This is a genomic window from Microbacterium sp. OR16, from assembly GCF_047306725.1.
Taxonomy (GTDB): domain Bacteria; phylum Actinomycetota; class Actinomycetes; order Actinomycetales; family Microbacteriaceae; genus Microbacterium.
This window is the reverse complement of sequence record NZ_JAZEXK010000002.1, coordinates 313,121-335,480: the sequence shown is the minus strand read 5'-3', so window position 1 is coordinate 335,480 and position 22,360 is coordinate 313,121. Positions and strand designations below refer to the sequence as shown.

The following is a 22,360-nucleotide window of genomic DNA, read 5'->3' as shown; positions in this document are numbered from 1 at the left end:
GGGTCAGTCCCGCGCAGCCCGTCGAGTGGTGTGGCGGGTGGCCGTCGCTGCCCACGGGTCCTCGGGCCAGGGATGCTTGGGATAGCGACCGCGCATCTCCGCTCGCACCTGTGCGTACGGCCCTGACCAGAACGAGGCAAGATCGGCCGTCACCGCGAGCGGTCGCCCGGCGGGCGACAGCAGGTGGAAGAGCACGGGCACACGCCCGGCCACGAGCCGGGGCGTCTCGGCCCAGCCGAAGCACTCCTGCAGCTTCACCGCGACGACGGGTGGGGCGCTGACGTCGTCGAACGAGGGATAGGCGATGCGGATGCGTGAGCCGCTGGGCACCTCGAGCCGTTCCGGCGCCAGGGCGTCGAACTCGGCGGCGGCCGGCCACGGCAGCAGCCGCCGCAGCGGCGAGGCGAGGTCGATCCGCTCGGCTGGAGTCCCGCCTGCGAGGGCGGTGAGCTCGGGATCGAGCCACTCCTCGAGACGGGCCAGCAGCGCATCGTCGCCGACGTCGGGCCACGGGTCGCCGAGCACGCGGTGCAGAAAGGCCAGCCGGCTGCGCAGCTCATCGGCGGCGTCCGTCCAGGTGAAGACGCCGAGACCGTCTGCCTGCACCGCGCGCTGCACGGCGTCCCGGCCCTCTGCCGCAGACGCGCGCACCGGCACGGACGAGCGCACGATCGCCCCGACCCGCCGCTCGCGACGTGCACTGACGCGGCCGCCGACCAGCTGCGCCTCGACACGATCGGTGATCAGCTGGCCTGCGGCGCGCTCGACCTGCTGCTCGGTGATCGCCGCGGCGGCGCGGATGACCGCGCCCGAGCCGGCGGCGACGCGGCCGGACGCGCGAGCCACGTCGGCGACTGCCAGCCACTCGGCGTCTGCGAGGGGCCCGCCGATGCCCGCTCGCGTTCCGGATGCCAGCAGGAACGTCGCCCCATCCGACGAGCGTTCGACCCGCTTGGCGATCCGGCGGGGGAAAGCGAGCGCGACGACGAGCCCGAGGTCGTCCGTGCGCCCTCGTGCAGAGCGTCCGGGCGGCACGAGCCGCATCAGTCGATCGACCTCGCGCGCCCAGCGCTGCGCGTCGGGACTGCGTCCGTGCCGCAGCGCAGAGATCGCGGATGCGATGTCGGCGTCGCGCACGCGGACGTCACCGGCCACGAGCGCGACGACCTCGGCGGCGGTGCGTGCACCCACGACGTCGGCGCCGTCGCGCAGTGCCCTGGCGAGGCGCGGATCGGCCGGGATGCGCGCGAGCGCGCGCCCTTCGGCGGTCGCCCGACCGTCGTCGTCGACGGCGCCGAGGGCGAGCAGCGCGTCGATCGCCTCGCGCAGACTGTCGGACGGCAACGGGTCGATCAGTCGCAGGCCCGCACCGCCTGGAGCACCCCAGCACGCCAGCAGCAGAGCGGCATCGGTGAGGTCGGCGGTCGCGATCTCGGGGGCGGGGCGCGCCGGGGCGGCGGCGTACGTGCGTTCGTCGACGCACCGTACGACCGCGCCGGGTCCCTGCCGGGTCGCGCGTCCGGCGCGCTGCACGCACGACGATCGGGATGCTGCGGTCGTCACCAGCCCAGTCATCCCGCGAGCGGCATCGCGCTGCGGCTGCCGGGCCAGGCAGCTGTCGACGACGAGACGAACGCCGGGCACGGTCAGCGACGACTCGGCGAGGGAGGTCGTCACGATGATGCGCGGCCGGTCTCGGGCGGCGCGGCCGCGGATCACCGCGTCCTGGGCGGCCGAGGGCAGCTGCCCATGCAGCTCGCGCACGTCGAACTCGGGAGCGAGATCTGAGACGCGGCGTGCGACCTCGGCGACTTCGAGTGCCCCCGGGGCGAAGACGAGCGTGTCGGCGTCGGGCGCGCCGCTGATCAGGTCGCGGGCGGCGGATGCCGCCGTGCGGGCCACGTGATCGAGGAATGAGCGGGTGACGCCGCGCTCGTCGAGCCGCGGCCCCGGCCCGGGGGCCCATCGCTCGGCGAGCGGATGAGCGGCGACGCGGTGCTCGACGACCGGTGCGGGCGCGGTCGAGGTGCCGATCACCGACGAGATCCGCTCGGCGTCGACCGTGGCGGACATCGCGATCAGCGTGAGGTCGTCCCGCAGCTCGCGCACCTCGCCGAGCAGTCCGATCAGCAGATCGGTCTCGAGCGCACGCTCGTGCACCTCGTCGATGATGACGGCGTCGATGCCGTCGAGGCCCGGGGCATCGAGCATCCGGCGCAGCAGAACCCCCGCCGTGACGAACTCGACACGCATCTGCGGGCTCGTTCTGCGCTCGCCGCGGACGGTGAAGCCGACGCGGGCGCCGAGCGGTGACCCGTCGAGCTCGGCCAGGCGCCGGGCGGCGGCGCGCGCTGCCACGCGCCGCGGCTGGGTGACGATCACGCGTCCGCTGGTGCGCGCTGCCAGCAACGGAGGCACGAGTGTCGTCTTGCCCGTGCCCGGCGGCGCGCTGATGACCAGCGCGGTGCCCGCGTCGAGTGCGCGCTCGACGTCGCCGAGGGCCGCCGCGAACGACAGGCCCGCGCCGATGCGGGCGAGGTCGAACGCGCGGGAGGTCACGGTTCCAGTCTGCCCGGCCGAGACGTCGACTCGGCGAACCAGCCGCTGCGGGGTCGATCGTGTACGCCCGCCGGGCTGAAAGCGTACGAAAGTGACCCCGGATGCGGATGCGGATGCGGATGCGGAGTGTCCGGGCCGCGCGTGCACCTGGAGACGCGAAGAGCCGCCTCGCTGGGCGAGACGGCTCTTCAGAAGCGGCGGTTACTCGCCGGCGGTGGGCTCCGCCGGGTCGTCGAGGGTGCGCTCGACGATCGCGGTGGCCGAGCCTGCGGCCGAAGGCGAGGCGGCCGAGGCATCCGTCGCCTGAGCGACACCCGCACCGAAGCTGCGGCCGACGGCCTGACCCTGGATGATCGCGGCGAGGTCGAGACCGGTTGCGGCGCTCACGCTGTCGAACACCGAGCGCATCGCCTTGGCGTTGTCGCCGCCGACGACGCTGGACGCGCCGTCCTCGCCGGTCCCGCCGATGATCGAGACGTTGCCGATCGCCGAGTAGCCCTTCGCGAACTCCGCCATGATCTGCGGCAGCACCTCGAGCACGCGCTGCGACAGGAACGCCTCCTGGTTGGAAGCGATGGCCTTCGCCTCCGCCTCGACGGCGGCGGCGCGCGCCTCACCCTCGGCGCGGATCGCCTCGGCCTCGGCGTTGGCGCGAAGCCGGCGGGCCTCGGCCTCGGCGTCGGCCTGGGCGCGCAGCGCGTTGGCGTCACCGGTCGCCTTCGCTTCGGCGGCAGCGGCCTCACCGGCAGCACGTGCCTTGTCGGCCTGCGCCTGCTGCTCGGCGATGCGCGTGCGGGCCTCGGCCTGCTTGACCTGCTCGATCGCGGCGGCCTCGGCGGCCTTCTCGCGGGTGAACAGGTCGGCCTGGGCGCGGGTCTCGGCCTCGTACCGCTGCGCGTCGGCGACGCGCTTGACGTCGGCGTCGAGCTGCGCCTGCTTGTTCTCAGCCTGCTGCTGCAGCACGGCCTGCTCGGCCTGAGCGCGGGCCAGCTGCTCGGCCTGCTCGGCTTCGGCACGTGCGCGTCCGATGCCGGCGTTGGCATTGGCGGTGTTGGTGTCGAGCGCGGTCTGCTCGATCAGGTTCGCCTCTTGGTTGGCGATGTTCTTCTGGTTGATCGCCCGGTCGGCGTTCGTCTGCGAGATCTCGGCGGCCTGACGCTTCGCCTGGATCTCGGGCGCACCCAGCGACTGGATGTAGCCGACTTTGTCGGTGATGCCCTTGATCTGGAACGAGTCGAGGATGAGACCCTGTTCGGCGAGCTCCTGCGAGACGTCGGCGGCGATCTGGTCGGAGAACTTCTTGCGCTCGCGCATCAGCTCGACGACAGACAGCGTCGCGACGATGCCGCGCAGCGCGCCCTCGAGCTGCTCGGTGGTGAACTGCTCGATCGCCTTGTCCTGCGAGGCGAAGCGCTCGGCTGCTCGGCGAACGTACAGGGGGTCGGAGCCGATCTTGACGATCGCGACGCCGTCGACGTTGAGCGTGACGCTGTCGAGCGACTGCGCCTCGGCGTTCAGCGACACCTGACGCGAGCGCAGCGAGATGATCTCGTGACGCTGCGTGATCGGGTTGACGAGCGACTTGCCGTTGACGATCACCGTGACCGGCGACTCCGCCATCTCGGAGCTGGTGCTGCCGTCGGCATTGATGACGGCGCGCTGCACCTTCTGCTTGCGACCCGAGATGACAAGCGCCTCATCGGCTCGAGCGACCTTGATCCAGCTGCGGGCGAACAGCAGCAGGATCAGCGCGATGACGATCGCGGCGACGACCGCGATTCCGATGACGACCAGGATGCCGATTGCTCCGGCGATCTCCATGGTGACCTTCCTTCCCCCTTGTAGGTTTCAGGTACACCCTGCCAGAGTCTCGGCGGTCACACCCGGCGCAGCTTCTTCGTGAGCTGCAGCAGCGTCGCGAGTTCGGCGTCGTCGAGGGGCGACATCTTCTCGGCGATGGTGCGCCCGTGCACCGTCGCCAGTTGACGGAACGCCTTGGCTCCGGCGTCCGTCGCGGTGATCAGTGCACCGCGCCCGTCGTCGGGATCGATCGCCTTCGTGATGAGCCCGCGCGCCACCATGCGGTCGATGAGCCGCGAGACGCTCGGCTGGCTGATGAGCGACTTGGCGGTGATGTCGCGCAGTCGCGAGGTCATTCCGGGAGCACGAACGACGGTGAGCAGCACGTCGTACTCGCCCTGGGCCAGGTCCGATCCCTCGAAGTCGACGGCCATCTCCGCCAGCAGCTGGTGCTGCGCGCGGAACAGACTCTCCCACGCCTGCAGGGCGAGCTCGCGGTCGGTCATGATCTCAGCGTACTGTCGCGCGCCGACCTCGGATGGCAGCAGTAAGGGCCGGTCGGAGAGGCTTCCGACCGGCCCTTGTCCCTTGCACCAAAGAGAGTCCTGCAATCACATGCGGTGGATGCCACAGCAAACATTCACCGTGTGATGAGCATATAACGGCAAGGTAACGAATGCAACGTTTTGGTTACAAAGATTCGGTTGCGACCGGGACGGGTGCCCGGTGCCAGTGATTCTGCGCTCCGTGCCATTGATATTGATTCCGCGTCGTTGATCCCGTGTTCCGTGCCAGTGATTCTGCAACACGCGGATGCGGCCTTCCCGGCTGCCAGTGCTCCCGGTCTTACTCTGGCCGCGTCAGGTTCACGTTCTCGTTCCAACTGAACACACGTGGTGAGATCGGAGCGATCATGAAGCTGACCCAACAGCTTGTCGGCGGTTCGGGCGCGGTCGTACACGCGCAGATCGAGTTCGTCCGCGACGGCGATCCGAGTCGTCGCGATGCATCCGATGTCGTGGATGTCGCGTTCGAGTCCGTGGCTCGTGTGCGCACGCCGGCATCGTGGAAGCACAAGCGGAACTACGAGGGCCTCTACTGGGCGGCCACGATCGAGAGCCATGTCTGGTTCGAGTCGTTGTACGAGCGTGCGGCGGTGATGAGACTCGATCGGGGTCGAGATGTCGTCGGCATCGCGGCACAGCCGATGTGGATCCACTGGGCGTCGGGAGGCAAGCACGCGCCGGACTACTTCGTGCGCTACCGCGACGGGCGTGGCGTGCTCATCGATGTGAAGCCCGACAGCAATATCCGCGATGACGATGTGACGACGTTCGCGCTCACGGCGGACCTGTGCGACCGACTGGGCTGGGGATACACGGTGGTCAGTGACATTTCCGTGGAGGAGCACCGGAACCTTCGCTTCCTGTCGGGTTACCGATACCGACGGTGGGCATCCGAGCCGGTGAGGAGTCGACTCGGTGAGCACGCGGGAGAGAGGAACTCGCTGGCGGAGTGGGCGGAGCTGCTCGAGGATGCCTGCGATCAGCCGCTCGGTGCGGTGTACTCCGCGATGTGGTGGGGAGATCTGGACTTCGACGTTCGGACTCCGCTGTCGTTGAGCACCAGGGCGAGGGCGGTGTAGTCATGCGTGCCGGGATCGGGACGCGGTTGACCTGGGGAGACCAGGACTTCGTGGTGATCGCGGTCGACTATCGAGTCGCCGTGCTGCGTTCACTGGCTGAGGACTGCCTCCGCGAGGTGGTGATCGAGGAGTTGCTGCGGATGCCGGATGTGGTCTGGCATGAGCTGCGCCCGCCGGCGACGGCGCCGGCCGACGTTCAGCTCCTGGAGGGCCTCCCAGAGGAAGAGCGGCAGATCATCGAGGCCTGGGCCGAGCAGTTCGAGATCGTGAAGGCGCGTGTCGAGACGGGAGAGGATGCTGGGTCGCTGCTGGAAGATGTTCGTGTCGAGATGTCTCGGTTCGTCGGGGAGGTCTCGATTGCGACCGTGCGTCGCAAGTTCCAGCAGTACCGGCGGGAGGGTCTGCTCGGTCTGATCGACAAGCGTCGATACAACGGTCGTAAGCCGGTGCCTGACCCGCGGATCGCGGCTGCGTTGAGCGAGCTCGGCGCGGCGGGCAAGCTGCGATCGTCGGGCACCCGTCGCCGCACGGTCGATCAGGTGAAGTGGATGCTGGAGGAGGACTACGGCGAGCGGTTGGATCTGCCGAGCGATCGGACACTATACCGGCGGATCGCGGAGCATCCGACCGCGGGCAGGCTGAGCGGTTCGGCGCGGGCGAGGGAGGTCGCGGCGAACAAGCCTGATCGGGCGTTCGGTCTTCATGGGTCGATGCGGCCTGGGGAGCATGTTCAGATCGATTCCACGGCGATCGATGTGCCGTCGCGGCTGCTGGACGGCCGGCTGAACCGGGCGGAGCTGACGATCATCCACGATGTCGCAACCCGCTCGATCCTCGCCGCTGTCGTGCGTGCGGTCGCGACGAACAGCGCGGATCTCGCCGGTGTTCTGGCGCGGGTGCTGGTCCCGTACGAGCACCGTCCGCCTGGTGCGCGAGAGCAGCGGCGCAGGATGTCGGCGACCTGGGCGGGGCAGTTCATGATCGATCAGGAGCGTCTGGACCGGCATCGGCTGGCGCAGCCGTACATCTTCCCGGAGAACATCACCACGGACAACGGCAAGATCTTCCGATCTCGGGCATTCAGCCGCGGGTGCGCCCGTCTGGGGATCTCCCTCACATTCGCGGCGCGACAGACGCCGACGGATAAACCGCACGTCGAGCGCACGTTCGAGACGATCGTGACCCGCTTCGTGCAGTACCTCGAGGGGTTCACGGGCGGGAGCGTCGAGCGGCGCGGGCGGGAGGAGCCCACCGACGACACGCTGGCACTGGCCCAGCTGCAGGAGCTGCTGGAGGACTGGGTCGCTATCGAGTGGCAGAACCGTCCGCATGCCGGACTCATCGACCCGCTGCTCCCCGGCCGGACATTGACGCCGAACGAGATGTTCCGCGCATACCGCCGCGTCGCCCCGGAGATCCACGTCCCCTTCGAGCTGGACGACTTCATCGGCCTGCTGCCGGCGAAGACGTGCACGCTGCAGGATTACGGCATCAACCACGACCGCCGGGTCTACAAGTCGAACCGCCTCACCGAGCTACGCGCCGCCGGCGCCGGGGGAGAAGGCGCGACCCGCCCGTGTGTGATCCGTCACGACCCGCACAATCCGCTGTTCGTCTGGGTCGAGCACGACGGGGAGTTCGTCCCGTTCCGCGCCGCCCCAGACAGGCTCGACGACCCGATGGGCGGCGACGTGTGGCGCGAGGCATGGGCAGGCGACGCGGATGGAGATCGGGAAGCACGCGAGGACGCCGAGTACCTGTCCGATCGGATGAAACGTGCCCAGTGGGTACGCCCCGGCGCGAAGCGCAACCGCGCCGTGCGCGCCGCCGAGGTCGACCTCGACCCGCTGCATCTGACGAGCGTCACGAAGTCGGTGGCTCGCGAGGAGCCGGTGGAGGAACCGGACGATGATGAGGTGATCTGGGAGCGCGGCGGCGGCTTCTCGCTCCTCTCTGACGACGACGGCGTCTGGGACCGGCTGACATGACTCTGGCGATGAACACCAAGCAGGGATGGACCGGATTCGTCGACGAGATCCTCGACCAGCCGGTGCCGATGCGCCGGGAGGAGCTGGAGGCGCTGTCACCGGGAGATAGGGCGCTGAACCGGGAGGCGCGTAAGCAGTTCATGATTCGCGGGAGCGTGGTGCACACAGCGCAGTTCAAGGCGATCGAGACGGAGATCCTGCGTCGGCTGATGTTGAATCGGTACAAGTCGCACGGCAAGCTCGGCGTGATCGTGTCGGGAGAGCCGAACATCGGCAAGACGACCACGATCACGCAGATCGCCCGCCGGTTCGAACGCCGCCGCCGGGACATCGGCGCGGTCGGAAGCAACGCCATCCCGGTGATCTACGTGTCCGTGCCGCCGTCGTGCACGCCGAAGCTGATGCTCGGGGAGTTCGCCCACTTCCTGGGACTGCCCGAGCGTGCCCGGTACAACACGGGCGAACTGATGAACACGATCGCCACGCTGATCGGGACGTGCGGTACGGAGCTGATCGTCGTGGACGAGATCCACAACCTGAATCAGAGGTACCGGCAGATGGCGGAAGCATCCGACACGCTCAAGCAGCTGTCCGAGAAGTGCCCCGGGACCTTCGTCTACGCCGGCGTCGACGTGGAGGCCAGCGGCCTGCTGGATGGAACCCGCGGCCGGCAGATCAGCAGCCGCTTCCAGATCATGAACCTGCAGAAGTTCCCTCGCACCGGGAAGGCGAAACAGGCCTGGGCGAACCTGCTGGTCGCCGTCGAGGGATCCCTCGGACTGCTCGAGCAGCAGCCCGGCGCGATCCTCCGGCACGAGCGTGAGCTGCACGACGCGACCGGCGGGATCATCGGGGATCTGACGAGCACGCTGCACATGCTCGCCATCGACGCGATCGACTCCGGCGCCGAGCGCCTCGACCTGGACGCGGTGTTCGGCACCAAGCAGGCCCCTGCAGCTGCGGCATCGGCATGAGCAGGACGCCGATCCCGCCGGATCAGGTCCGGCCGCTCCCGGTCTCGGTGCGGCCGCTGGCGGGGGAGACGGTCACCGGATACCTCGCGCGCCTGGCGGTCGCGAACGCCCTCACGCCGACGCTGGTGCGGATCCACGTCACCCGGATCTCCGGGATCCCTCCGTACCGGCCCGACCTGGAGCGCGCGGCGGCGTGGGCGGAGCGCCTCGGCGGGCTGCCGGCCGGGCACTTCGACAGGGACGCTCGACGCAACGCGATGTATGTCCGCTGCCACCACCACGAGTGGGCGCCGCACCCATGCCGGCGCTGCGGATACACGCAGCAGCCGCGGGCCGCGTGTCGGCGCTGCGTGCACGGGGAGGAGACGACCGTGCGCAGCCGCGGCGGGGCCGTCTGCAACCGGCACCGCCGCTGGCATCTCGACGGCGCCGACGTCGACCTGACCGGGTTCCCCGAGTACATGCGTGCCGAGCGGTGCCTGTCCGGATCGCTGTGGAAACGCGGCGTCGGCCTGACCACCGGGGAACTGCAGCTGGCCGCGACCCTGATCCGGCACTGGGCCGCCGACGCGGACCTCCCACCCCGGTTCCGCGAGCGCATGGCGGCGTTCGGCCTTGATGCGGTGGACCAGGACAGCGTGTTCCTGATCGCGTACCCGGAGATCGTCCGTCTAGCGACGGTGCTCACCGACCTGTCCTTCGCCAGCTACCTCCTCACCCCGCGGTTCCGGCTGGCACAGCAGGTCTGGGCGCTCGAGGCCGCCGTCATCACGATCATGCACAGCTCCACGACCGACCAACTCCACCAGGTCGCCGAACGCATCGTCACCCAGGGGAAAACAGCTGTAGAGACGGCGAACGGGATGCGGCGGAGCCACACGAGCATGCGGCCGGCGACGCTGGAGAAGGCTCTCGTCGCCTCATCACAACGCCACCGCAGCTGCCTGCTGCGCCACCTCAGCACCGTCCGCATCCAGGTGCAACCCTACGAGCCCGGCGTCGCCGCACCCGCCAACCGGGTGCTCGACCGCCGCCGGCCCATGCCCGACGCCCTCCTCCACTGACGACCCGTCCGGATCAGGCCGGTTCTGCGCCGCCCGTTGAGGTGTCGAGGGCGTCGAGGAGTTCGCCGAGAACGATGCGGAACTCGTTGTATCCCTGCTCGTAGAAGATCGCGCCCATGCCCGGACGCTCCTCGTTGTCGTAGCCGGCGATCACCTGGCGGGCTTCACTGATCGCGGTCTCGAGGCGGGTCTGGATGCCGGGGATGGTGCGGATCCACTCGTCGATGACGGTGAACGGGATCGGGGCGTAGTCGTGCGCGTCGACGCCGACGTGGAACTGGTGCCCGTTCGGGCCGTGGTCGCGGGCGTGGGTGTGCCCGTGCAGCAGCGGCATCCCGTCGTCCCAACGGGGCCGGTGTGCCGTGTGCCGGTCTGCGTCTTGCGAGTCCCCGGCGTAGGGGTAGTGGGACGCCAGCAGCCTGTACCCGCGGCGGGTGCCCTCGATCACCTCGGGAAGGATCGTCCACCCCGTCGCCTCGTACAGCGGCCGGAACCGTTCGATCGCCCGCTTCGACTGCGTCGCAGGCGAGACCCGGTCGTGGTTGCCCGGCACCAGGAACCGGCGCCCGTTCAGCCGTGCCGTCAGAGCGAGGGACTGCTCGATCGGGCCGAGCGCGAGATCCCCGAGATGCAGCACCACATCATCGGGGCCGATCGTGGCGTTCCACCGGGCGATCAGCTCCGCATCCATCTCCTCGACCGTGCCGAACGGGCGGCCGGCGAGCTCGCTGATCCGGGCATGACTGAAGTGCGTGTCGGAGGTGACGTAGTCGACCTGATCGAAGTCGAACCAGGGATACTCACTCATCACGGCCCATCCGCTCCTCAAGGTCGATCCCGAACCGGCGAGCGACATCCGCCAGCGGAACGCTCTCCCCGGACGCCGTGCGCTCCCGCACGATCTGCGCGATCTCCGCCTCCTCGGCCGCATTCGCCTCATCGACGTTCGCGGCGAGCTCGGCCAGCAACACCGCCGGGTCGACACCGTGCTCCTCCGCGCGGCGGCGGATCTCCATAGCTGCAGCATTGAGAGTGTGCATGCGCTCTCACGGATGTTCGCCATGCCGCGTGGCCGCGACCGACTCGCGGGTGTACTCGGCGGGGTCGCCAGGCACCAGCCAGTGCTCGGAGCCGTCCGGGCCGATGTAGAAGTCGACGTAGCACTCCCCGCACGGCAGCCGGTAGATGCCCGGCTCGGTCGGTACGCCGGCAACCCTGCGGTCGATCATCCCGTCGATCACCTGATTCCAGCCCCCAGAATCGTTCTCAGCGCCCATCGAACCTCCTCATGCAGGACAGAGCAGTCTGACACTTCGTCTTGGGCGCTGTCTAGGACATGCGTCGTTCGGCAGGAGGACTGAACCGCGCTGAGTTTGATGCCGCGTTTTTCCGGTTGGAAGGAGGGCGTCATGCCTTAGAAGGCCGATCGCGTGGTCAGAGAGAGCGAGCCGTCAGACTCTCCCTCGACCCCCATGTGATCACCCATCGAAGGCGCATCCCGGTGCGCTGTGCGGCCTCAGTAGGTCGGTTGTTCAGCCCGCCTCCGGAGCCGAACTGATCTCACTCCACGTTCTCCCTGAGCCATGGCATGGGATCGATGGGTCGGCCGTTGATGTGGACCTCGAAGTGCAGGCAGGATCCGAAGACATAGCCGGTGGAGCCGACGTCGCCGAGATACTGGCCGGGAGTGACGCAGTCCCCGACTTCCACCGCGCGGGTCCCACTGTTCAGATGCGAGTAGAGGGTGCTGACCGTCTCTCCGTCGAGCAGGCTCTCGACCTGAATGCTCACGCCGTAGCCGCTGTTGCTCTCGGTTGAGAGCGAAACACAGCCTTCGACAGCCGCATAGATGGGCGTCCCGACCGACGCCGCGAGGTCTTGACCCATGTGCGAGCGACCCGGACGCGAGGCGCCGAACCCGTCGCTGAGGGAGTAGGTGCCGGATGCCAACGGCATGAGAACCTGTTGAGCTGTTGGCAGGTTCACAGCTGTCGAGAGGGGCCGGCCGGATGCGACGGCGGCCGTGATCGCCTGGGCGCGAGACGCGGCGATCTCCTCCTCCGTCGTTGCGGAGAAGTCTCCGCGAGGGAGGACCTCGACGCGGATGTCCTCTCCTGCGGTGTATGACTGTGCGTCAACGGTGACCGCGGCCTCGACCTGCTCCGATTCCGCGTCGGATGTTCCCGGAAGGGCGGCGCCGGTGATCATCACGCTGACGGCGAGGGCGGCTCCGAGCGCCTTCGCTCGTGCCCACGGGCTCCGGGCGCGTGGACGGCGGGGAGGTGTCGCAGACACTGCCGGTACGCGGCTTTCAGGTCCGTGCCGCGGAATGACGGGGGCTTGGCGGGTCGTGGTGGCTTTCTGCGACACCGGGCCGCCTTGGTGACGGAGATCGCGACGAAGGAGGGGGCGATCGGGGGAGCCGGGGTCTGCCGACGACGTCGACGCCTTCTCGGATGCGCGCTCGGGTAGCCCTGAAATGATGGTGGTCCTTCCGGTGGAGCAGAATGCTCATCTCGATCGCAGACCCGATCGTTACCGATTTGTAACGGTAGATAGTCCGATTCGCTCAGGTCAAATCGAGATGCGTCTTCACAGCATCTGCCCAGAGAGCAGGATCCACCTCCGTGGAGGAGGCTCAAAAGGTCGGCGCGGTACCCTTGCAGAGATGATTTCCTCGGCTCGGATGCAGCGCTCAGAAGTGCTTAGCGAGCAATTGTTGATAACGAGGATCATTACTGCGGTTGTGCTGGCTCTGCTTCTGATACTTGGTGCGGCCGGTGCATCGCACTCTGAGAGCGAAGGCCCTTCGACCTCACCGCTCCTGGTGAACACACTCGTCGATCCCCACGTCACCGTGGGGGAGAGCGGCAGCGCCGTCGACGAGCACCTGGCGGGCTCCGCTAGCGACGAGACAACGGGGGTTCTTGTCGGGGCGGCACTGTGCGCTCTTGGCGTGCTGTGCGGGCTCGTCCTCGTGATCTTCGCCCGCATGCTCTCGCGCCGGCGGGGAGTCGTGTATCTCGCTCCTCGGTGGGCGGCCCTCTCGCTCGTCCCGGTACGCATCATCGTTGCCCGGACCGGGGCACTGTCGTTGACACAGCTGGGTCTTTCCCGAACCTGACATTTCGGCATGCCGTCCTGTGCGGACGGCACCTCGCACCCGGGTACCCGCCCGGGGCCTGTTCCATGCCGTTTGATCCTGTTTGGAGTACTTGATGAACCCCTCTGGAAAGCCGCGCGCCACTGGTCGCAGCGCGCGTCCGATCCTGATCACTGCAGCACTCGTTGTCGTCCTCGTGCTGGGAGCGATCATCTACGTGATGATCAACAACCAAGGCTCGACGACTCCGTCACCCGAGGCGCCGGAGGGCCAGACGGCCGAGCCCCCGGCCGTCGTCGACGCCAGCTCGCACATCCTCGACGACGGTGGGGAAGGTGCGGTCGAGGTCGTGGAGTTCCTCGATTTCGAGTGCGAGGCCTGCGGGATGTTCTACCCGATCGTGGAGGATCTTCGCGAGAAGTACGCCGGGGAGATCACCTACGTGGTGCGCTACTTCCCGCTTCCGGGCCACTTCAACTCGACGAACGCGGCTCTCGCCGCAGAGGCCGCCGCCCAGCAGGATCGGCTTGAGGAGATGTACAACCGGCTGTTCGAGACGCAGGCGGAGTGGGGCGAGGCTCGGGAGTCCCGCGCTGATCTCTTCCGTGGTTTCGCCGAGGAGATCGGCCTGGACATGGCTGCCTACGACGCCGCCATCGCGGATCCCGCCACGCTCGAACGAGTCGAGTTCGACTTCAACGCGGGGCAGGAGCTCGGCGTCAACAGCACGCCGACGTTCTTCCTCGAGGGCGAGCAGCTCCAGCTGCAGCAGCTGGACGACCTCGAGAACGCCATCGAAGCAGCGGTGAACGGTGACGAGTGATGCGGGCAGGCCTGTCGCATAGACGAGTGATCGTCGTCGGCAGTGGTCAGGCCGGCCTCGCAGTGGCGGCCGCCCTGGTCGCGAGAGGACTGCATCCCCAGCAGGACTTCGTCGTGATCGACGGGGCCGCGCCAGGCCTGCGCAGCTGGGCTTCCCGGTGGCATTCGATGGTGCTTCTCAGCGACGTCCGTCACAGCGCTCTGCCGAGCCTGCCCTTCCTGGGCGATCAACGACGTCGGCCGCGTGTCGACGAGATGATCGAGTACCTCAGCTACGTCGAAGGCGATCTCGGCGTGAAGACCATCTGGGGTGTGCGCGCGACAGGCGTGGAGCGGCGCGGGTCCGGCTCGGTCCTGCACCTGTCGACCACGGAAGGCGAGGTGCAGACTCGCAACGTCGTGTGTGCGACCGGCGCCGCCGCGCATCCGCGCATCCCGACATGGGCAGCGGAACTTCAGGTGCCCGGAGTCGTGCTGCACAGCAGCGAGTACCTGTATCCGCGGCAGATCTCCACGAACGATGTGCTCATCGTCGGCGGCGGAAACAGCGGTGTACAGCTGGCCCGCGAACTCGCCCCCTCACATGCGGTGACCCTGGCTGTCCGCACGGCTCGTCGGCACCAGCCGGCAACGCGCTATCCGCGCCGGCAGCTCCTTGGTCGAGGATCGCGATCGGAGCCGGTGTTCGGGGATAGCTACGAGCAACTGCGTGACGCTGGGGTGAGGATCTGCCCCGCAGTGGCAAAGGCCGGGAAGAGCACCGTCACCTTCGTCGACGGAACGGTGGCCACGCCGAGCTCTGTGATCCTCGCCACCGGATTCGTTCCCGGAGACGACTGGCTACCGGACAGCGCCCGGATCGATCCTCCCCAGCGGGCCATGACCGGGATACCGGGCTTGTTCGTCGCCGGGATCCCCCAGTACGGCGGCAGAGGCTCCGACACCATCGCGGGGGTCTGGCGGGATGCCACGGCCATCGCCCGCCGCATCATCGAACGCCCGTGAAGAAAGCAGAACTCATGACATCCATCCGCCGCCGAAGGCTCTCGGCCTCTCGAACGTCGAGCAACCGGCGCCGTGGTTTCGCCGCGTCCGCCAGCCTGTCTGCTCTGCTGGTCATCGGCGGAGCCGTTCTCGGCACGGCGAGTCCCGCCGCTGCTCACGACGAGCTGCTCTCCACCTACCCCGAGGCATCCGCGACCGTATCTGGCGCCCCGGCGGAGATCTCCCTCACCTTCACGGGCGAGCTGCAGACGCTCGAGGGTGCCACGGCGATCGAGGTCATCGCAGAAGACGGCAGCAGTCTCGTCGACGGCGCTCCCGAGGTCCTCGAGGCGACGGTCACGCAGAACCTGTCCGACCAGCTGGTCGTCGGAGAGGTCACGGTGAGGTGGCGGGTGGTGTCCAGTGACGGACACCCGATCAGCGACGAGTACACGTTCATGGTGGAGACGACGGGGACGCCGACGAGCAGCCCCACGCCGACGAGCAGCCCCTCCCCATCGGAGGAGAACACGGAGACCGCGGCGCCGGCCGCGACGCCGACCGCCGAGTCCGGCTACGGCGACATCCACAGCCAGCCGAGCACGGATCTCGATGCGCTTCCCGTCCTGGTCGTCGCCGGGGGAGCGGCCCTCCTGGGCAGCGCAGCACTCCTGATGTTCATGGCCGGTCGTGATCGGCGCCGGCGTGATCGGGCGGCACAGCAGAAGAAGGAGAAGGAGAATGCCGATGAGTCCTAATCGGCCAAGACACCTCGCGGTCGCTGCCATTGTGGCGGCGGGGATCGTGGTGATCGATCAGGCCACGAAGGCGGCCGCACTCGCGACGCTGAGCGAGGAGGCGCGGATCCCGCTCCTGGGCGACCTGTTCGGTCTCCAGCTCGCGTTCAACCCGGGTGCGATCCTCTCCCTCGGGTCCGGATTCACCGGTCTGCTCACCCTGGTCGGAGCGGGCGCAGTGGTCTGGCTGATCATCGCCGCGCTCCGCGCACGCACGGCAGGGCTCGCGGTGGCTTTCGGGTTCATCCTGGGCGGCGCGCTCGGGAACCTGATCGACCGGCTGTTCTCACCGCCCGGCTTCGGGGTCGGGCACGTCACCGACTTCCTCGCCTACGGGACCCTGTTCATCGGGAACCTCGCCGACGTCGCGCTCGGCATCGGCGTCGTCCTTCTTCTCGGCATCACTTGGACCCGGCGGCGCAACGTCGAGCTGGCTCCTTCGGCACGAGCGGAAGCAGGTGCCGCATGAGCGCGAAACAACGCACGCCGTCCACGTTCCAGCGCAACGCGCTCGCACCGGGGCTGCTCGCGGGAGCGGTGCTCTTCACCACTCCGCTGTGGACTAACGGCGGCCTGTTCCAGGTGGTGCTGTTCGTCACAGCGATCCTCGCGGCGATCGTGGCCTGGTTCGCGGGACAGGCGCGCCAATGGTGGTGGATCCCGGTATTCGTCGCGGTCCTCGTCCTGTGGAACCCGGTCGTGCCCTTCCCGTTCACGGGGCCGATCTGGGCGGCGGCGCAGCCGGCCGCAGCCATCGTCTTCCTGATCGCGGGAGCACTGATCAAGGTGCGTCGCACATGATCCGCCGGATGATCGCCGCAGTCACAGCGCTGCTCCTGGGCGGCATCGCCCTGACGGGGTGCTCCGCGAACGACTCCCTGGCGCAGCAGTACCAGGAGGGGAACGAGAAGGGGTACATCGCCGGAGACTTCCGCGTCGTGGAGATCTCGGCGGGGGAGCGGGGCGACCCGGTCGTCTTCGAGGGCGTCACCGAGACTGGGGAGACGGTCTCCAGCGACGACTACCGCGGCGAGGTGCTGGTGGTGAACTTCTGGTACGCCGCCTGCGGGCCGTGCATCGTCGAAGCGCCGCTGCTCGAGGAGATGTGGCAGGAGTACCAGGACCAGGGCGTGTCGTTCCTCGGAGTGAACACCTACGATCAGCCCGCCACGGCGCTCTCCTTCGCTCGGGACAACAACGTCACCTACCCCAGCGTGATCGACGTCAACGACGGCAAGGTCAAGCTGGCATTCGCGCAGGTCACCCCGATCCAGGCGACTCCGACGACGCTCGTGGTCGACCGTGAGGGGCGGGTCGCCGCGCGCATCATCGGGCAGCTGCAGAGCGCATCCATCCTGTCGACCCTCGTCCGCGACGCCCTCGGGGAATCGCCGTGAAACCCGGCGATCTCGTCGCTGACGGGGCGCTGTGGGTCGCGATCCCGATCGCGGCCCTTGCGGGTCTGATCTCCTTCTTCTCCCCGTGCGTGCTGCCGCTGGTGCCCGGCTACCTCGGATATCTGGGCGGCGCCTCGACCGCCACCGCTGTCGGGGGCGCATCGACCCGCACGGCGACGGCGGAGCGCACGCGGCTGCTGCTGGGGGTGACGCTGTTCATAGCCGGGTTCACCGTCGTGTTCGTCACCGTGACGATCCTGGGCGGCACGTTCGGGTTGCTGCTGCTGCAGTACGCGAACGCCCTGACCCGTGTGTTCGGCGTCGTGGTGATCATCCTCGGCCTGGTCTTCATCGGGTTCTTCGGCGTCGCGCAGCGCACCCTCCGCCCGCGCATGCAGTCCCGTGCCGGGCTGCTCGGCGCGCCGCTGCTCGGGTTCGCGCTCGGCGTCGGGTGGACACCGTGCATCGGCCCGACGCTCGCGGCGATCCTGTCGGTCTCCTGGAACCTCGGCGACCCGGCCCGTGCGGGCCTGCTGGGCCTGGCCTATTCGCTCGGCCTCGGCCTGCCCTTCCTCGTGCTTGCCCTCGGCTGGGGGTGGGCGTCTCGGTCGGTCGCGTTCCTGCGCCGACACATCCGCACCCTGAACATCGTCGGCGGGGGAGTGCTCGTCCTCCTCGGCATCCTGATGGTGACCGGGCTGTGGACCGCGCTGATGTCCGCCCTCCAGCAGGTGGTGATCAATGTCCCCCTCCCGCTCTGAGACCGACACCGACGCGCCCGTCGACCCCCTGCGGCCCGACGACCACGCCGACGGCGACGGTTCCGCCATCGCCCAGCCGGCGCTGGGGGTCATGGGGTGGGCGAGATGGGCGTGGCGTCAGCTGACCAGCATGCGCACCGCTCTGCTGCTGCTGCTCCTGCTGGCAGTCGCCGCGGTGCCCGGATCGCTGTTCCCGCAGCGCAGCGCCGACCCCAACGGGGTGATCCAGTGGCAGCGTGACAACCCCGAGGCCTATCCGATCGTGGATGCCATCGGGCTGTTCGACGTGTATCAGTCGCCGTGGTTCTCGGCGATCTACCTGCTGCTGTTCGCCTCGCTGATCGGATGCGTCACCCCGCGCACGAAGCACCACTACAAGGCCCTGCGATCCCAGCCGCCCCGCACGCCGGTGCGGCTGTCCCGGCTCGATGACTACGAGGAGCGCACCGTCCCGGCCGCCGATCCCGCGAGCCAGGCGCGAGAGGCCGTCGACGTCGCCGATCGGCAGCTGCGTCGCGCCGGCTACCGGGTGCACCGCTACGACGGCCGCGGATGGCTCTCCGTGTCCGCCGAACGCGGATACCTGCGCGAGACCGGCAATCTCGTCTTCCACACGGCGCTGATCGGCGTGCTCGTCTCGGTCGGCCTGGGAGGCGGCTTTTCCTACACGGGCCAGCGCGTCGTCGTCGAGGGCACCACCTTCGTCAACGCCCTCAGCGACTACTCCTCGTTCGACGCCGGCCGGTTCATCGACGGGACCGGTCTCGCCCCGTACTCGCTCACCCTCGACGAGTTTCAGGTCACGTATCAGCGGCCCGGCACGCCGGGGGCCGGGCAGGCAGGGGACTTCTCCGCCGATGTCACCGTCCGCATCCCCGGTGAGGAGGATCGGACCGAGAGCGTGATCGTGAACTACCCCATCTCCGTCGCCGGCGACCGCATCCATCTGCTCGGCAACGGCTACGCTCCCACGATCACCGTGCGCGACGCGGCCGGTGAGCTTGTGTACACCGAGTCGCAGCCGTTCCTCCCGCAGGACTCGAACATGACCTCCCTCGGCATCATCAAGATCCCCGACGGGCTGCCCGAGCAGGTCGGCCTGGTCGGGTTCTTCTACCCCACCGCGGGCGTGCTGGACTCCGGCGCCTACACCTCCATCTACGGCGACGTCGTCAACCCGCTGCTCACCTTCAACGTGTACAGCGGCGGCCTCGGCATCGACGACGGCACCCCGCGATCGGTGTACACCCTCGAGACCGACGGCCTCACCCAGCACACCGGCGGTCAGACCGGAGTCGACTCCATCGAGCTGACGCCGGGGGAGACCGCGGAGCTGCCGAACGGGTGGGGCACCGTCACCTGGGAGATCGCGTCGCCCGAGGATCCGGTCAAGCGATTCGCGTCGCTGCAGATCCAGCGCGACCCGACCGCCGGATGGGTGCTGGCCTTCTCGATCCTCGCGATGCTCGGCCTCTTCGCCGGGCTCTTCGTGCCCCGTCGCCGCGTCTGGGTCAAAGCCCACCCGACCGACGACGGCGTCCGCCTCGAGTACGCGGGACTTGCCCGCGGCGAAGACCCCACCCTCCGCAAAGCCGTCGTCGACATCGCCGACGCCCACACGGAGGCGCTCACCGGCGTCTCCGACCCATCCCCACAGAAGGAGAGAACCGATGAACTGCCCCGTTGACGGCACGACGCTCCTGGTCACCGACCGTTCCGGCGTCGAGATCGACTACTGCCCGCAATGCCGCGGCGTGTGGCTGGACCGCGGTGAGCTCGACAAGATCATCGACCGCTCATCCGGCTACCAGGCCCCGGACTACCCCGAAGACGAGCACCGCCGCTCCCGGCATGACCGCGGCGGCAAGAGACGACGCGAGGGCTTCCTCGGCGATCTCTTCGACTTCTGAGCCCGCCGACCGATGACACGCCATGAACGACTGGATTCCCGACACACCGCCGACGCTGGAGGCGTTCCTCACGCCGATCCTGCCGCCGGTTCCGGTGCTGCCGGTGCTCGGTCTGCTCATGGCCGTGCTGTACCTGGCCGGCGCCATCCGGCTCTGGCGTCAGGGACGGCGATGGTCGGTCGCCCGCACGGTGTGCTTCCTCCTCGGATGCATCGTCCTGGTTGCCGTGACCGGCCTGGCGGTCGAGGGATACGGGCACCTGCTGTTCTCGGTCTTCATGTTCCAGCAGCTCACCCTGATGATGGCCATCCCGCCGCTGCTCGTGCTCGGCTCCCCAGGCACACTGCTGCTGCGCGCCACCCCGCATCGCGGCCTCGGGCGAGTGATCCTCCGCCTCGCCCTGGCCGGGCTGCGCAGCCGCATCGCACGATGGGCGCTGAGCCCCTGGATCGCGATGCCGCTGTTCCTGATGTCCTTCTACGGCCTCTACCTCGGAGGTCTCGCCGACCCGATCCTGCAGACCCCTGGCGGGCATCCGCTGCTCGAGATCGCCTTCCTGGCAGCCGGCGTGCTATTCACAATCCCGATCCTGTCCAACGACCCGCTCCCGGTGCGGATGACGTACCCCGGCCGGGCGATGGACCTGTTCGCCGAAGCAGCTCTGCACGCGTTCTTCGGCGTGTTCCTGATGATGAGCCCGACGCTGTTCGTCGAGACCTTCGCCGGCCCCACGACGGCGCTGGGCATCGATCCGCTGGAAGATCAGTGGCTCGCCGGCGCCCTGGCCTGGTCCTATGGAGAAGGCCCCACCGTGGTCATGCTCCTCTACGTCATGCACCGGTGGTTCCGTGATGACACCGTCCGTGCCGCCAAAGCCGACAAGTACGCCGACGCCCACGGCGATCCCGAGCTCGACGCCTACAACGCCTATCTCGATGCCCTCCGCAAGAAGGACACCTGACCGATGCACCCGACCTTGACACCAGCCGCGGCCGTCGCCACGCCCGCCGGCGGGGCGTCGTCCTCCCCGCCGAGCGGGCTTCCGCTCTGGGCAGCGGTCCCCGCCGCGATCATCGGAGGACTCGCCCTGAGCCTCGCCTCGCCGCCGGTCGGATGGTGGCCGCTGGCGCTGCTCAGCGTGACTCTGGCGCTGATCACCCTCGTCGGCCGGAGCATCGGCGGGGCACTGCTGGTCGGCGTCGCCTTCGGGGGAGTGTTCTTCTTCACCCACCTGATTTGGGTGGGGGAGTTCCTCGGCCCCCTCCCGTGGATCGCCCTCGCCGGCCTCGAGACGATCCTGTTCGGCACCGGCGCCGTCCTGATCACGCTCGCCTACCGGTGGACGGCGCGGTTCCCGCACCGGGGCGCGGCGCAGCTGGTCGCGGTTCCCCTCCTGGTGGCCGGCCTCTGGGCGGGCAGGGAGGTCGTTCTCGGCTCGTGGCCGTACTCCGGGTTCCCCTGGGCGCGCATCGGGATGACGCTCGTCGACGGCCCGCTGTCCGAGGTCGCATCCTGGACGGGCGTGACGGGACTCTCCTTCCTCTTCGTGACGATGTGCGCCGGCGTCGTGCAATGGGCACGCGCCGGCGGGCCGCGGTTCCTGCGTGGCTGCTTCCCCGCCCTGGCCGTGCTGGTCCTCCTGCTCCTCGTCCCGCAGTTCCCCACATCGCCCGCCGGCACGCTCGAGGTCGGGTGGGTGCAGGGCAACGGACCGGCGGCCTACTTCGACACCCGAGAACGCGGCGACGTGCTCGCCGCACAGGCGGAGGCGACCGCTCCGCTGCTCGGACAGCCGATGGATCTGCTGGCCTGGCCGGAAGGGGGAGTGGACTCCGATCCGCTCGCCGACCCCGCCACCGCCGCCACGCTCGACCGCATCGTCCGCCAAGCCGACGCTCCGCTGCTGATGAACGCCGCGACAGCGAGGGGAGCGGACGTCTTCAACTCGTCCCTGCTCTGGACCCCGGAACCCGACGAACGCCAGCGGCACGACAAGATCAATCCCGTCCCGTTCGGGGAGTACGTGCCGGATCGCTGGCTGTACGAGATGATCGTCCCCGACCTGGTCGGGCTGATCCAGCGCGAGTACACGCCCGGCACCGTCCCGCCCCTGGTCACCGTCGACGACGTCGGGGTCGGCCTGGCTATCTGCTTCGACGTGATCTACGACCAGGTCATCTGGGACGGCGCCCGCGCGGGCGCACAGCTGTACGTCTTCCAGACCAACAACGCCGACTTCCGCGGCACCGCTGAGAACCTGCAGCAGCTCGCCTTCGCCCGCATGCGCGCGATCGAGACCGGCCGCGCCGTCGTCAACGTCTCCACGACCGGCACCAGCCAGGTGATCGCCCCCGACGGCGCGACCATCGCCAGCATCCCCGTCGACACCGCCGCCGCGGCGATCACCACCGTCCCGCTGCGCACCGGCCTCACACCCGCCACGATCCTCGGCCCCTGGATCAGCGCGCTGATCCCGCTCGGGGCACTCGGAGCCCTGACCGCACTCGGGATCCTCCACCGCATCCGCAACCGCTCGTCCGTATGAAGGAGCTCACC

At 68.8% G+C, this 22,360-nt stretch carries 23 protein-coding genes; 16 read left to right on the top strand and 7 right to left on the bottom strand.

The annotated features are described in order from the left end of the window. Positions 1 to 3: 3 nt before the first annotated feature. The 3 genes from hrpB to V2S05_RS12130 form a co-directional block, all read right to left on the bottom strand. Positions 4 to 2,559: an ATP-dependent helicase HrpB gene (hrpB, locus tag V2S05_RS12140; protein WP_413635605.1), complete on the bottom strand. Its 2,556-nt coding sequence runs from the start codon at positions 2,557 to 2,559 to the stop codon at positions 4 to 6. 201 nt (positions 2,560 to 2,760) lie between these two features. Next, the gene (locus tag V2S05_RS12135; protein WP_413635604.1) at positions 2,761 to 4,380 is read right to left on the bottom strand and encodes an SPFH domain-containing protein; all 1,620 of its coding nucleotides are present in this window, start codon (positions 4,378 to 4,380) and stop codon (positions 2,761 to 2,763) included. 56 nt (positions 4,381 to 4,436) lie between these two features. Beyond that, positions 4,437 to 4,865, bottom strand: coding sequence for a MarR family winged helix-turn-helix transcriptional regulator (locus tag V2S05_RS12130; protein ID WP_413635603.1), 429 nt, complete (start codon positions 4,863 to 4,865; stop codon positions 4,437 to 4,439). A gap of 407 nt (positions 4,866 to 5,272) precedes the next feature. Between V2S05_RS12130 and V2S05_RS12125 the strand changes: the two genes are divergently transcribed. The 4 genes from V2S05_RS12125 to V2S05_RS12110 are packed head-to-tail and all read left to right on the top strand — an operon-like array spanning position 5,273 to position 10,030. Beyond that, positions 5,273 to 6,004: a TnsA-like heteromeric transposase endonuclease subunit gene (locus tag V2S05_RS12125; RefSeq protein ID WP_271638623.1), complete on the top strand. Its 732-nt coding sequence runs from the start codon at positions 5,273 to 5,275 to the stop codon at positions 6,002 to 6,004. Between the two features lie 2 nt (positions 6,005 to 6,006). Then, positions 6,007 to 7,992 (top strand): hypothetical protein, encoded by a 1,986-nt coding sequence (locus V2S05_RS12120; protein ID WP_413635601.1) that lies wholly within the window; start codon positions 6,007 to 6,009, stop codon positions 7,990 to 7,992. 8 nt (positions 7,993 to 8,000) lie between these two features. Continuing rightward, on the top strand, positions 8,001 to 8,966 hold the full coding sequence (locus V2S05_RS12115; protein WP_271638621.1) for a TniB family NTP-binding protein: 966 nt from the start codon (positions 8,001 to 8,003) through the stop codon (positions 8,964 to 8,966). A gap of 47 nt (positions 8,967 to 9,013) precedes the next feature. Next, positions 9,014 to 10,030 (top strand): hypothetical protein, encoded by a 1,017-nt coding sequence (locus V2S05_RS12110; protein ID WP_271638620.1) that lies wholly within the window; start codon positions 9,014 to 9,016, stop codon positions 10,028 to 10,030. Between the two features lie 13 nt (positions 10,031 to 10,043). Here V2S05_RS12110 and V2S05_RS12105 read toward each other — a convergent pair whose 3' ends face one another. The 4 genes from V2S05_RS12105 to V2S05_RS12090 all read right to left on the bottom strand — a co-directional run bounded on the left by V2S05_RS12105 (position 10,044) and on the right by V2S05_RS12090 (position 12,325). Next, entirely contained in the window at positions 10,044 to 10,838 is a 795-nt protein-coding gene (locus V2S05_RS12105) for a metallophosphoesterase (protein ID WP_271638619.1), read from the bottom strand. Continuing rightward, positions 10,831 to 11,046: a hypothetical protein gene (locus tag V2S05_RS12100; RefSeq protein WP_271638618.1), complete on the bottom strand. Its 216-nt coding sequence runs from the start codon at positions 11,044 to 11,046 to the stop codon at positions 10,831 to 10,833. The genes V2S05_RS12105 and V2S05_RS12100 overlap by 8 nt, the downstream gene beginning before the upstream one ends. A gap of 30 nt (positions 11,047 to 11,076) precedes the next feature. Continuing rightward, positions 11,077 to 11,307, bottom strand: coding sequence for a hypothetical protein (locus tag V2S05_RS12095; RefSeq protein ID WP_271638617.1), 231 nt, complete (start codon positions 11,305 to 11,307; stop codon positions 11,077 to 11,079). 283 nt (positions 11,308 to 11,590) lie between these two features. Then, positions 11,591 to 12,325 carry a M23 family metallopeptidase gene (locus V2S05_RS12090; protein WP_271638616.1) on the bottom strand — a complete coding sequence of 245 codons (735 nt, stop codon included), beginning with the start codon at positions 12,323 to 12,325 and terminating at the stop codon, positions 11,591 to 11,593. Positions 12,326 to 12,698: 373 nt separating this feature from the next. On the opposite strand from V2S05_RS12090, the gene V2S05_RS12085 reads away from it, so the two are divergent. From V2S05_RS12085 to lnt, 12 genes are all read left to right on the top strand, one after another. Beyond that, a complete protein-coding gene (locus V2S05_RS12085) occupies positions 12,699 to 13,154 on the top strand; it encodes a hypothetical protein (RefSeq protein WP_271638615.1) in 456 nt (151 codons plus the stop codon). Positions 13,155 to 13,248: 94 nt separating this feature from the next. Next, the gene (locus tag V2S05_RS12080; RefSeq protein WP_271638614.1) at positions 13,249 to 13,956 is read left to right on the top strand and encodes a DsbA family protein; all 708 of its coding nucleotides are present in this window, start codon (positions 13,249 to 13,251) and stop codon (positions 13,954 to 13,956) included. A gap of 26 nt (positions 13,957 to 13,982) precedes the next feature. Then, positions 13,983 to 14,960: an NAD(P)-binding domain-containing protein gene (locus V2S05_RS12075; protein WP_271638613.1), complete on the top strand. Its 978-nt coding sequence runs from the start codon at positions 13,983 to 13,985 to the stop codon at positions 14,958 to 14,960. A gap of 14 nt (positions 14,961 to 14,974) precedes the next feature. Then, a complete protein-coding gene (locus tag V2S05_RS12070; RefSeq protein ID WP_271638612.1) occupies positions 14,975 to 15,697 on the top strand; it encodes a copper resistance protein CopC in 723 nt (240 codons plus the stop codon). A gap of 46 nt (positions 15,698 to 15,743) precedes the next feature. Beyond that, positions 15,744 to 16,205: a signal peptidase II gene (locus tag V2S05_RS12065; protein ID WP_333909430.1), complete on the top strand. Its 462-nt coding sequence runs from the start codon at positions 15,744 to 15,746 to the stop codon at positions 16,203 to 16,205. Beyond that, on the top strand, positions 16,202 to 16,537 hold the full coding sequence (locus V2S05_RS12060) for a DUF6804 family protein (RefSeq protein WP_271638610.1): 336 nt from the start codon (positions 16,202 to 16,204) through the stop codon (positions 16,535 to 16,537). The genes V2S05_RS12065 and V2S05_RS12060 overlap by 4 nt, the downstream gene beginning before the upstream one ends. Positions 16,538 to 16,545: 8 nt before the next feature. Continuing rightward, entirely contained in the window at positions 16,546 to 17,133 is a 588-nt protein-coding gene (locus tag V2S05_RS12055; RefSeq protein WP_271638609.1) for a TlpA family protein disulfide reductase, read from the top strand. After that, a complete protein-coding gene (locus V2S05_RS12050) occupies positions 17,130 to 17,894 on the top strand; it encodes a cytochrome c biogenesis CcdA family protein (protein ID WP_271638608.1) in 765 nt (254 codons plus the stop codon). The genes V2S05_RS12055 and V2S05_RS12050 overlap by 4 nt, the downstream gene beginning before the upstream one ends. Continuing rightward, positions 17,875 to 19,581 carry a cytochrome c biogenesis protein ResB gene (locus V2S05_RS12045; RefSeq protein WP_413635599.1) on the top strand — a complete coding sequence of 569 codons (1,707 nt, stop codon included), beginning with the start codon at positions 17,875 to 17,877 and terminating at the stop codon, positions 19,579 to 19,581. Before V2S05_RS12050 ends, V2S05_RS12045 begins: the two co-directional genes overlap by 20 nt. Beyond that, complete coding sequence (locus tag V2S05_RS12040) at positions 19,565 to 19,804, top strand: zf-TFIIB domain-containing protein (RefSeq protein ID WP_071644158.1); 240 nt, start codon at positions 19,565 to 19,567, stop codon at positions 19,802 to 19,804. Before V2S05_RS12045 ends, V2S05_RS12040 begins: the two co-directional genes overlap by 17 nt. 22 nt (positions 19,805 to 19,826) lie before the next feature. Continuing rightward, the gene (locus V2S05_RS12035) at positions 19,827 to 20,765 is read left to right on the top strand and encodes a cytochrome c oxidase assembly protein (protein WP_271638606.1); all 939 of its coding nucleotides are present in this window, start codon (positions 19,827 to 19,829) and stop codon (positions 20,763 to 20,765) included. 3 nt (positions 20,766 to 20,768) lie between these two features. Beyond that, positions 20,769 to 22,349, top strand: coding sequence for an apolipoprotein N-acyltransferase (gene lnt, locus V2S05_RS12030; protein WP_271638605.1), 1,581 nt, complete (start codon positions 20,769 to 20,771; stop codon positions 22,347 to 22,349). Positions 22,350 to 22,360 lie beyond the last annotated feature (11 nt).